The sequence below is a fragment of the Spiroplasma clarkii genome, from assembly GCF_002795265.1.
Classification (GTDB): Bacteria; Bacillota_I; Bacilli_A; order Mycoplasmatales; family Mycoplasmataceae; genus Spiroplasma_A; species Spiroplasma_A clarkii.
Map to the genome: position 1 here is coordinate 1,331,580 of NZ_CP024870.1, position 12,088 is coordinate 1,343,667.

Genomic DNA, 12,088 nt, shown 5'->3' on the forward strand with positions numbered 1-12,088 from the left:
GAAAAATGGCTTTGAAAAAAATACTAGGACTATTAGCAAGTTTTGGTTTAGTTACATCAAGCGTCTCGACAGCAGTAGCTTGCAATGGAACTGAAACAGCACTAAAATATGGTGACTTAGGTGTTTTAGCAGATAAATTAGCAATAGATGAAACTCAATTAAAAGATTTCAAAACAGCTAAAGCACTCTATGATGCAATTTTAGTAAAAATTGAAAATTTAAATAGTATTACTCTAGTTAATACTACTGAAGAATCTTCAGTAATTAAACAAACTCTTTTAAATGCTAAACAAATATTTGAGCAAACAAGTTACTCAATCACACTTAGCAATGGAGCCAATGAAAAAGTTGATAACGACTTTGGTAAGAAAGGCGATCGACGCTTTATAAAAGTTACTTATATCAAACAATTTGTCCAAGGAATTCTTAATTCCACAGGAGATGATTTTACAGGAGATAAAGAAGTAATTAGTACCATAGAAAGTGATTTTGCAAGTTTTGCAATTGTTAACCAAGAATAATGGCTAAAGAAAAATTATTAGATAAGATTGATGCAACTTACTTATCTACACTATGTAATGCCTTGGGTGGTGAGGACAATATTGAATTACTTACCCACTGTTTAACAAGATTACGTATTGTAGTAAAAGATGCAACAAAAATCGATGAAGCTAGCATCAAAAAAATGGATGGTGTAAAGGGTACTTTTACAGCATCTGGTCAATTCCAAATTGTGTTTGGAACTGATGTTGCCAAAATTTATGATAAATTTGTGGCTCAGTTTAAAATTAAACGATCATCAAAAGAAGAAATTAAATCAGTAATCAATAGTAGAGAGAGCTGATTTAAAAAAGTTTTAAATTACATGTCAGATATTTTTATTCCAATTGTACCAGTTTTGGTTTCAGGAGGGATTATTCTGGGGATTAGAAATATATTTGAAGCAAACTTTAATGAATCTTATTTTATAGGTTTTGCTGCAGATGGGACCCCAATTTTAGGATGGAGTATGGTTGGTCTTTCAACCTTCATTAATGGGTTAAATGCCTTCTTGTGGATACCAGCCCAAGTCTGTTTCTGGTGGCTACCAGTGCATATTTGTTGAAGTATTTTCAGAAAAATGGGAGCAGATGAGATATTAGGAATTATTGTCGGACTATCTCTACTAGTTTCTCCACTACTAAATGTTTATGAAGTCTTTAACACTTCCGGCCTTCAAAGTATCTGGATTTGAGACATAGTCAAATCACTTGAAGAGGCAGGAAAAGATGTTGCCTTTGATTGAGGCTTCATGAGATATCCATGAAAAATCGCATATACAGCCCAAGTTATTCCAGCAATTGGAGTTGGGGTTGTGGGTGCTTATCTTAACTTATGAATTAAAAAAGTTTCACCAAATGTAATTAACCAAATTTCAGTACCAACAGTTACCTTATTAGGTAGTTATGTTGCTGGGATGTTTATTATTGGACCAGTTGGTTACGTTATGGGTAGTGCAGTTGGTTTAGGGTTCCAATGAGCTTTAAATAACTATATTGCCAAGTACTTCTTTGCTGCCATAATTGGGGGCTTACATGCAGGTCTAGTTATAACTGGAATGCATCACTTACTGAATGCTATTATGATTCAAAATGTAGCCCAGTATGGAGGAGACTTCATCTTTATGTGAATTTGTGCCCAAGCAATTGGACAAGGAAGTGCAGTCTTAGGATGAATGATTTTAAATAGAAAAGATCCAAAAGCGAAAGAAGTTGGATCATCAGCAGTTGTGGCAGCCTACTTAGGTGTAACTGAACCAGCACTTTATGGGGTTAATGTTAAATACTTATTCCCATTCATTGCAGGAAGTATCTCAGCTGCTTGTTCATTAACAATTTGTGTAATTTCAGGAGTTACAGCACAAGCAATTGGAAATGGTAGTTGATTAGGAATTTTAAGTATTCAAGTTAACTCAAAAATGGAAGGTGTAAAAACATTCCCAGGAACTGGTTACTTATGATTTATGATTGCCAATGTTTCTAATGCAGCCCTTGCAATTGGATTAACAATGGTCTTTGGAAAAATGCCAGTCTTTAAAAAATTTGATCCAGATTACATTCCAACAGCTGAGGAAGCTAAAAAAATTGAAGCTAAAAACGCTGCTAAACTAGCTGCTAAAAGTGCAAAACATGCCAAAGTAAGTGCATAATTTGTTAAAATATAGTCAAGGTGATAGTAATGTTAACAAGTAATCAATATAAAAAGGACTTTATCACAGGTGGTAGTTATGTACTTGGAGCAATTTGAGTAACTACTATTGTGGTGAGTATTATAGTTATTGGGATCTCTTTCCCGTTTCCATATTGGTGAGCACTGTTATTTGTTGCACCAATTAATGTAGGATTATATGTTTGACATGTAGTCCTGGTAAAAAGAATTATTAATGCTATTAATTTTGAAAAAGATATCAAAATGTTAACTATTCTATCATTTTTGCAATTGTTGGTCTTAAATATACCACTATTTGCATATGGTTTAATTGGTGGAGTGTTTTATCGCAAAACCCATTATACATTATAAAAAAAGGTTTCTCACTTGAGAAACCTTTTTATTTGTTATATGCTGGTAAAATCTTGTCTAACGTTAATAAACTGGTATCTGCTAAAACTAAATTAGCTTCTCCAACCAGTTGGGGATCTCCCACCCCAATTGCAAAAGCACCAGATTCAATAATTGAAGTCACTCCAACTTTTGCATCTTCAACCCCTCAACAATCTTTGGGTTGCAAACCAAAATGGTTTATGGCTGCTAAGAAGATGTCTGGAGCTGGTTTTTGATGAGCCACTGATCCAGGGTCAACTATAAAATCAAATAAATTTAAAATATCATGTAATTGCATTAATTTTTTTGAATTACGGCTTGTTGAAGCCATAGCAATTTTAATTCCTAAAGCTCTTAACTCTAAAATAAAATCAACCACCCCTGGCAATAACAATACATTTTCTTTGTGAGTTATTAGTTCAACATAATAATTATTCTTTTTTTTAATTATTTCTTCTTGAACTTCAATTGCTGGGATTGTTTTGCTAGGCATTAAGTTTAAAATAATTTTTAAACTATCAACTCTTGATAAACCTCTAAAAGCATCTAAATATGTTTCATCAAGAGTGACTCCCAATTCTGATTTGGCAATTGCTTTTCAGGCTTGATAATGGAGATGAGCTGTTTCTGTAATTATTCCATCACAATCAAAAATGACTAATTTTGGATATCTCATTATATTTTCAACTCCAACTCTACACTGACTTCATACAGATGTTCATTATACTTGATAGTAACTGTTTGTTTTGTTAAGTTTTTGATTATTAACTTTTTATCTTTAAGTTCAAAATCCAATAAAGCACCTTGATACTCAACTTTAACATCGTAAGCATCAATTATTTCATTGTAACAAGGGTTTATTTCTAAATATTCTGCTTCAATGTTAATGCCAAGTAATCCATAAATCACAAACATTCTTGCCCCACCCATGTTTGCCATGTGTAATCCTCGATCAGTGTTTTTATGAGTATCATACAGATCTAAATTAATGGTTTCTTTAAAGTATTCAAAACCATAATCTTTGATTCTTAATCTGGCTGCCATAATTGCATAAATACATTTTGACAAACTTGAATCGGCAGTGTCTGTTTCGTCATAAAAGTTTCAATTATTAATCATGGTTTGTTGTGAATTTTTTTTGTAAAAGAACAAGTTTGCCAAAACTACATCAGCTTGTTTTGTTACTCGCAAAGTATTAATTGAAAGTGGGTGTAAAGTTCTTAAAAATGGTTTGTACTTATCAATGTAATTTCGATCAACAGGTTTTCTTTTCATAAAATTGTCATGTTGGGGATTTAAATCTAACTTACTGTCATAACCATGATAAATTTTTGCTCCCAACTGAGTGAAACATTCAAGTTCTGCTATACTTGATCCCAAAGCTTTAAGCTTTTTATTTGCTCTTTTTTCATCGATTGTTTTTAAAACTTGATGTGCTTGATGTGCTCAATTTAAATTAAATTCAGCAACACAGTTGGTTCAGTAATCGTCATTAACTAGAATTTGGTATTCATCAGGTCCAGTAACCCCATTAATGTGTGCTTGACCTTCATAAACTACGATTTTATCTTCATATAAGCGAGCAGTTTCAATCAAGATTTCTAAACCACTTTCAAATAAAAATTCAATATCTTTGGTAGCTTTATAATAGTTTACAACTGTAAAAGCAATGTCACCATTAATATGGTATTGTGCTGTTCCAGCAGGATAATATGTACTTGTTTCTTCACCATTAATTGTTCTTCAAGGGTATAAAGCACCTTTAGGGTGCCCCATTATTTTAGCTCTTTCACGAGCTTGAGGTAAAGTGTTGTATCTGAACTGTAACATTGCTTTGGCGAGTTTGGCATCAAAAAGAGTTAGTGCTGTAATAATGTAAATTTCAGAATCTCAAAAATAATGACCTGCATACCCTTCCCCTGTTAAGCCTTTGGCTGCTACATTTGTTCATGGTAATTTACCTATGTTTGTGTACAATTGAAACATATTAAAATTATTTGGTTCTAACAAGGCAACATTTTTTGCTCCAAAATGTGAGTCAGCACGATTTCAAAAGTCTCTAAAATATTCTTTTGAGTTTTTAACATGTTGCTCATAACTTAATTGACTAAAAATTTCTAATTTTTTAAAACTATCAACTAAAGTCACTGGGGCGAAATTTTGTTCACTCACAACACTTACTTTATATAACTCAACTGTTTGTTTTGAAATTTTTTTAGTAAAAATTAATCCCTCTGCATCACTTGTCGCTAAGAAACCTGTTAATCCCATTATTTTTGTAGCATAACAAAAACTTTTATGAGATCTCTGAGTTTCATAAACAATTCCTCCAACTGGGCCTTTAACCTGTTTTTCAATTAATTTAAATGCCTCAACATCAACCAATCCAGCCCTAGGGTCGTTGGGAACTCCTTTATCTAATGAAAGTTCTTTAAAAATTAATGGGAATTTAAGAGTTACTTGTCTTTCTGTTTTGAAATTAAATTCAAAACTAATATTTTGTAAAAACAACTCAAAATTTGTTTGACTCAACATTTTTTTGAAAGAGAAACTTATAGATTCTTGATCATTAAGTTGATAGATATACTTCCGTTTTAATTCCCCAGATGACATATCTAAAACTAATTCATAGTCCTTAATGTCGTTGGGACTAAATAAATATCTATTTTGGTCTATAAAAATTTCAATATTTTGAACATTAACAATTGGCATCATTCTTTGATATAAATCGGGGTAACCAGTGTATTTTGCTGCATACTGTATGTCAAAATAGTCATAAAATGCATTAATGTAAGTTCCTTCAATTGATGGGATTTCTGTAACTATCCCTTCCTCAAAAGAACCTCTCATTCCCAAGTAACCATTTGAAATTGACAAGTTTGATTCTTCAACTTTTCGATTTTGTGGTTTAAAATCTGTGTATTTTATTTGCATACTCATGATATTTCCTCCTATAAAATAATTTTATTATGCCACCTTGTAAAATAAGAATGAAAGCAGGTCCAAAGTGTTTTAGTTGTATATACAAAACGACCCTAAAAAGGGTCGTTTTTTACTTAATGACTTTATAGACATCTGTTTCTGGTCGACGAATTTTATCAAAGGCATGATAATGTCTCTGATTTTTATCCACTTTTCCAACAAATGCAGCCACACAAACAAATTCATTGTTTAAATCAATTAACTGGTGTTTTTGTAAAACTGCTTCAATTTTTCTTGGTTCCATACCTTCAACTGGACAAAAATCAATTCCAATTTCTTCTGCAGTAACCAGTGCACAACCCAATGAAATGTAGGCCTGACGAGCTACAAACTCTTCATTGGTGATTGCATACCCCTCTATTACATTGTTATAAGCATTTATTCGATATTGCTTTGCTTTTTCAAAATCAACTGGGACATTACGGTCATTTTGTTCTGGCATAACTTTGTTTTTAACAAAATCTGCTTTATAACCTAATCAGATGATCATTGCTGAAGCATCAACAGTTCCTGGTTGATTTCAACAAAACTCTTTTAATTCTTCACGAATTGCTTTATTTTCTAAGTAGATAACTCGATAGGGCTCTAAACCCACTGATGAAGGTGCTCATCTAATTGATTCTAAAATTTCTTCAACTTCAGTTGTTGTCAATTTGTAATCAACAATATATTTTTTTGGTGAACGTCTTTTTTTAATATAATCTAATGTTTTTGACATGTTTTTTTAGCCTCCAGTGCTAAATAAATTATACAAGAATTGTCAAAATTAATCTAATTTAAATCAGAATTCACCAACTTCATTATCAAAAACAACCCCATCCCCATTAATGTAAACTCTATTTTTGTAAATTTGTACTTCAACTTCTGAATGGGGTTGTTCAAAATAATCATTATCCTGGTAGGTTGTAGTTAGTTTCAAAACCCTTTGATTTTTGCTACCAATTAAACGACGAGTTCTATCTAATTGACGAATTAAAAAAGGTCCATCAATCAGAATATCTATTTTATTTAAAATTTCTTGATATTCTTCATAAATGTTTTCATACAAATAACCTGTGAAGCAAATGATTGTGAGATTAATTTTATGACAAAAATCAATAATTTCTTTTAAGGCAGTTGGTTGCAAAAATGGCTCCCCACCCAATAAGGTTATTCCCTCTAAATCATATTTTTCTTTTGATTCTAAAATTTTTTCAAGAATTAAACTAGTGGGAACAAAGAATTTTTTTTCAAGTGGTAACATCTCTTGATTAGAGCAACCGCGGCAATTTAATTTGCAGCCTTGAAACCAAATCACAAATCTACTTCCAGGTCCTTCAATGCTGCTATTGGTTAAAAATTTGGCAATATTTATATTAGACATTAATTTTAAAAATGATTTGGTTTTGATCAATAGCTGTTAAAATTTTAGTTCCTGGTCTTAAGTTTTGCAAGTTTGTAAAAATAAATTCAGAAAGTGGGTCAACTAAGTTTGTTTCTAATGAGTTTAAAACATCCCTACCTCCTCTTCTCTCATCGGCATCTTTTAATAAAACATTCAATACTTGTGCATTAGTTAAATCTATGTGCAATTCTGCTTTGTATTTCTCATAAATAGCAATTTGAATTGGTCTTACTTTTTGTTTTACAATTTGAGATTTTAATTTTAAATCGCTAATAAAATTGAATGGCACAATATTGTTACCAAATCTCCCTAACAGTTCTGGACGATTTAATTCAAAATTAAAATGATGTTGAACTTTGTTGATAAATTCTTTGTAAACCTGTTCTTTATTTGGGTTTGGTTGCACGTCTGCTGCACCAATATTTGAAGTAAAGATAATAAAACTTTCACTAAAGCTTACTGTTTGGCCTGTGTTATCAGTTAAACGCCCATCCTCTAGAATTTGTAAAAACTTATCAAAGATTTTTGGGCTTGCTTTTTCTATTTCATCAAATAATATTACTGAAAAGGGTTTTTGTTTTATTGCATTAGTTAATTGTCCCCCACCTTCAAAACCAACATAGCCAGGGGGAGCCCCAATTAATTTTTGATCTGCATTTTCTTGACCATACTCAGACATATCAAAACGAATTAAACTTGCTTCATCATTGAATAAAAATTGAGCAATCGCTTTTGCTAATTCAGTTTTACCAGTTCCTGTTGGACCAACAAAGAACAAAGTTCCCTTTGGTTTACTACGTTTTGCTGAATATGTTATTCCAGTTAGACCTGTATAGGCTTTGTAAATTACTTTAGCAACTTTGTCTACTGCATCATCTTGTCCGATTACACGTTTTTTTAATTCATTTTTAATTGATAACATTTTTTCATAACTTAAATCTTCTCAAGGTGAGGTTTTTTCTCCAAACTTATAAATATTAAATAGTTTTAAAAAACCAATTGGTTGATTAAAATTACATGAAAATTTTACAAAGTGAGCTAATTCCTTGATGGTTCAACCCTCAGTTGCATCAACAATATTTTCAAATTCAGTACTTAAATCTGTTACTTGAATTCTAGATTTTACTGTACTTAAAAATTCTTGACGCTCAGCGCGATTTGGTTTAGGTAGAGTAGCTATTATAATTTCTGGATTATCCAAGTATAAACTTGGAGGTAGTTGATTAATTTTTTTTGTAATTAAAACTACACAATTCATCAAGTCATCAATTTTTGAAATTACAAATTTTGCTTCTTTTAATGTCTTTGCAAATTCTGTTAGCACTCCTCTGTCTTCTGCATCTAATGACATGTCACTAAAAACAAAATCTGTGTAGTCAGCAATAAAAGCCATTTTTCTTTCATCACCTCTATTTAAATTTTTATTTAGCAATGAGAAAAATTCAATTGGTTTTTTTAAAGGAATAGTTTCATCTGAATTAGTTTCAGTCTCTTCAGTACCAAACAATTCAGCAAAATTATCACCTGCAGCTTCACCAGTTTTTACCTGATCGGTTTTTGTTAAAATTAGGTTTTTTAAATTATATCCTTTAACTCCTGAATTTTTGTCATAAATGAAATGATCACTATATTTTTTTTCACCAAAAATATAGTTTAAATATTCATGAATATTTACATACTTCCCATTTAATTCATAGATATCATCAACATTGCCTTCCAAAATAATTGCTTTTTTAATTCCAATTAAATTTCTTAATTGATTTAATTCTTTTTTTACACTCATAAAACTCTCCTATTTCTGTGAATCAGATTTTTTCTTCTTCAATATTTCACTACGCTTGGCAATATATTTTGGTTCACGATACTGTTTATTAAATGCAGCTGTTGATTGAACACCTTGTTCATGTAATTTTTTTAAGAAACTATCTGCATCAATATCATGCTCATGACCCTCAAAGCCTTCATAATTATAAACAAAACTTCCATCTAATCTTACAATAAAACTTGCAGTTTCTCCACTAACTTTTTCTCCATGAATTAAAATGACATTTTTCTCTTCAATTTTTCTAATATTTTCTTCTATCACAATATAACCAACCTCGCAGATTGCTTTAACTATTTTTATAACTGCATCTTTTCTAACTGCCTCTTGTTCTGCTTTTTTTGAAGCATTCATTAAAAACTGTTTTGTAGCACTACTAAAATTTTCTGAATTGGTATTTTGTAAAAATTCCTTGGCATCTGTTTGAATTGCTTTCACCAAATCTTCATCAGCCTCATATAATTTTATTGCTTGTCTTACAACTTCTTTTGCTTGATATGCTATTGATTCCTTGGTTTCAACAAGGTAATCATTAACTTTACTAATGATTTGAGATGTGGTTAGATTTATAAACTTAACCTCATTACTGTCTAAATATTTTTGAACTAATGCTTTGTCATCAATACTATTTTGTAAGTTTAAGATTTCACTTTTTAAATCATTATAGTTCAAACTAAGATGTTCTTGCAATTTTTTTGTAATTGCCATTTGCTCTTTTTTAACTACATCTCTTTTTAAATTATAAATTTGAGTTTTAAACTCAGCAATTGCTTCTCTTTTCTTTTCTGCCATTCTTTGCAATTCATGATATTTTTCAACTGCAACATGGGTTTCCCTTTTTATCTCATTTGCAGATTTTTCTAAAGATTTTAGATCATTAATTTCATTTAAAACCCTTTCTTTAATTTTTAAAAGCTGTTCCTCATAAAATTTTGAATTGTCAATCTCTTGACAATGACTAATTAATTCTTTGATATATTCTAACAATGTTTCGATATCAGTTTTTATAAAATTAAACTGCTTTTGACAGTTAAATAAAATTTCTTCTGCAGACATACTCATATCAATTACCTCCTTATTTATTTCACAACCATATTAGATGATAAGTTTGAACCATAAATTAATTTTAATTTTTCATATATTTTTGTAATAATAGTTGCATCAATTTTTTTTGATTTGCTTAAAACAAATTTGATTCAAGCAATTTTAATTTCAATTGGCAGCGTTTGTAGCTCAGGTTCTAATAACTCATTCATCACTGCATTAGCTTTACTAATGTCTGAAATTGCTTCTTTAATTTTTTGTTTTTTCTGACTTGTTTGATCTAAATTTATCTCATGCTCGGTGTAATCATTCAAATCAGGATAGAATTGATTTAGACATTCAGCAACATTTAATAAATATTTATCATAGTTTTTAATCTCAGTTAAATCATTTGTAACAACAAATAATTGTTCTAACATTTGATTATAATTATCCCTAGCAATTTTAAAATCTGCTTGCAAACATGCTTTGGTTATTTTCCCAATTAGATTAATTACAGTAACTTGTTTTTTTCAAACTGGGGAATGAAATTTTTCAATTTCAAGTAAATCAGCTCTTAAATTATTCTTGGTATACTCTCACAATCACAAATTACTTTCACAAATATTTTTTTCTCAACCGTCAATCGAATTGCGAGCTAAAATTTGATTGATTCTCAGAACAAAATTAAAATCAGTGGCAAATATTTTTTTATCAATTGCTTCTAACAAGTCTACAAGAATTTTCTCATCTTTAAATTTATAATTATTCAATATTGTGATAATCTCATCATTATTGTAATTTTTAAATTCTTTCAATAAGACCTCTTTTAAACAATCTTGGATAAAAGTCATAGCCTTTGAATTTACTTGCTTGTTTAGACTGGTAATTATTTGTTCATAAAAATTTGCATCTTCAAGATTTGCTAAAAGCTGTTTTTGAATTATTGGTTTGATTTCATTTAGTAAACCAATTCTCCTAAATAGGCTAAAAATTCATGAACAACTTGTGAATTTTTTTTCAACAAGTTTACTTTCTAAAACTAATTTTATTCTACCAACATTATTGCTAAAGAGTTGTTGTAAATTAATTTTGTCTCTAAATTTATAAGCATAAACTAGTGGCACTTGAATATTTGCAGATTCAATTTCTCGGTTCACTAATGCATAAGCACTAATTTTATTATCTGAATCAATATAGATTAATGAATTTGTATCCATAAATTGCTCAGAAATAAAATCTGTGTGGGCAATAATTCTTTCATCACGATATTCAATAGTCTTATCATTTGATTTTGAATTGTAAATTATTAAATATTTAATGTTGTTGATAAGATCTTTGCTTTTTAAAAAGTCATCAACTGAAGAAATATCTTGACCATTTACAAGTAATAAATTACAAGTTGACCTAACATTAATATCTGAAATTAATTCTGGGTTTCTTATAAACTCATTTTCATTTGCAAGTTTTACTTTTGGAACAAACTTGTTTTTTGTTTTTTTTGAATACTTCTCAACAACTTCTGTAAATACTTTAATTGGATTATTTTTATTTACTGCAAAATATATTTCTAAATTTTTCTCATCAGTTTTGATTTTAAATTCCCCAGTTGATTCTAATTCAATTCAAGCTTCAATTGCACAATTAACTTTTACTGTTTGCTTTTGAGCAATTGACAAATCTTTGACACTAACTCCACTGGTAATTTCAATTGCAGTGACAGTTGCTTTTTCTCCAAAAATCTCTTGATTATTGTCTATAAACTTTTTAGTATTTTCATCAATAAATGTTTCAGTATAATAATTAGAACCTAAATGACTTAATGATAATTTGCTTGAAGTTTTTGAATTATTTATTTTTTTATCTCAATCAGTATCCTTAACAATTTCATATTGATTTGTTAATGGATCATAAATTCATTTAGCATCAAAATTTTTATTTGATTGTGAAATTCAATATTCTTTCTTTTCAAATCTTGCCTTAAGTTCATCATCTACTAAAATTTTATTAAGACTAGTTTCTATTTTTAATGTGTCTCAACCAGCATAATTTTGGATTAGTTTAATTAATTTAAAATTAACTAAATCATTAAAAGCTTTTTGAAAAAGTTCTTGTTTTAAGATTTTAAAGTCCCTGTCTAAAACATCTGCAATTGATTTTTCTTTATTTGGGTATTCTAAAATAATTGACAAAATTAAAAATTCCATAAATGTTGGTTTTCTAGTTTCAGAATATTTAATTTTTATTGGTAAACAATACTTTTCATAAATAATTTCAATTTTATCAAATACCATTTT

The 12,088-nt window shown here is 29.6% G+C and carries 10 protein-coding genes; 3 read left to right on the forward strand and 7 right to left on the reverse strand.

The window, feature by feature from the left end:
* Window positions 1-11: 11 nt before the first annotated feature.
* From SCLAR_RS06040 to SCLAR_RS06050, 3 genes are read left to right on the forward strand one after another with little or no spacing between them, the layout of a single operon-like run.
* Window positions 12-521 (forward strand): lipoprotein, encoded by a 510-nt coding sequence (locus tag SCLAR_RS06040; RefSeq protein WP_146638172.1) that lies wholly within the window; start codon window positions 12-14, stop codon window positions 519-521.
* Window positions 521-2,188 (forward strand): PTS transporter subunit EIIC, encoded by a 1,668-nt coding sequence (locus SCLAR_RS06045; protein ID WP_100255035.1) that lies wholly within the window; start codon window positions 521-523, stop codon window positions 2,186-2,188. The genes SCLAR_RS06040 and SCLAR_RS06045 overlap by 1 nt, the downstream gene beginning before the upstream one ends.
* 29 nt (window positions 2,189-2,217) lie before the next feature.
* Window positions 2,218-2,559: a hypothetical protein gene (locus SCLAR_RS06050; protein WP_100255036.1), complete on the forward strand. Its 342-nt coding sequence runs from the start codon at window positions 2,218-2,220 to the stop codon at window positions 2,557-2,559.
* 28 nt (window positions 2,560-2,587) lie between these two features.
* Here SCLAR_RS06050 and pgmB read toward each other — a convergent pair whose 3' ends face one another.
* The 7 genes from pgmB to SCLAR_RS06085 form a co-directional block, all read right to left on the reverse strand.
* Entirely contained in the window at window positions 2,588-3,256 is a 669-nt protein-coding gene (gene pgmB, locus SCLAR_RS06055; RefSeq protein WP_100255037.1) for a beta-phosphoglucomutase, read from the reverse strand.
* Window positions 3,256-5,520 carry a glycoside hydrolase family 65 protein gene (locus tag SCLAR_RS06060; protein ID WP_100255038.1) on the reverse strand — a complete coding sequence of 755 codons (2,265 nt, stop codon included), beginning with the start codon at window positions 5,518-5,520 and terminating at the stop codon, window positions 3,256-3,258. Before SCLAR_RS06060 ends, pgmB begins: the two co-directional genes overlap by 1 nt.
* 112 nt (window positions 5,521-5,632) lie before the next feature.
* Entirely contained in the window at window positions 5,633-6,280 is a 648-nt protein-coding gene (locus tag SCLAR_RS06065) for a nitroreductase family protein (RefSeq protein ID WP_100255039.1), read from the reverse strand.
* A 48-nt stretch (window positions 6,281-6,328) separates the two neighbouring features.
* On the reverse strand, window positions 6,329-6,925 hold the full coding sequence (locus SCLAR_RS06070; protein WP_100255231.1) for a 4Fe-4S single cluster domain-containing protein: 597 nt from the start codon (window positions 6,923-6,925) through the stop codon (window positions 6,329-6,331).
* The gene (locus SCLAR_RS06075; protein ID WP_100255040.1) at window positions 6,918-8,729 is read right to left on the reverse strand and encodes an AAA family ATPase; all 1,812 of its coding nucleotides are present in this window, start codon (window positions 8,727-8,729) and stop codon (window positions 6,918-6,920) included. Before SCLAR_RS06075 ends, SCLAR_RS06070 begins: the two co-directional genes overlap by 8 nt.
* A 9-nt stretch (window positions 8,730-8,738) precedes the next feature.
* Window positions 8,739-9,830, reverse strand: a complete 1,092-nt coding sequence (locus SCLAR_RS06080; protein WP_100255041.1) for a hypothetical protein — start codon at window positions 9,828-9,830, stop codon at window positions 8,739-8,741.
* A 17-nt stretch (window positions 9,831-9,847) separates the two neighbouring features.
* The gene (locus SCLAR_RS06085; protein ID WP_100255042.1) at window positions 9,848-12,085 is read right to left on the reverse strand and encodes a hypothetical protein; all 2,238 of its coding nucleotides are present in this window, start codon (window positions 12,083-12,085) and stop codon (window positions 9,848-9,850) included.
* Between the last annotated feature and the right edge of the window lie 3 nt (window positions 12,086-12,088).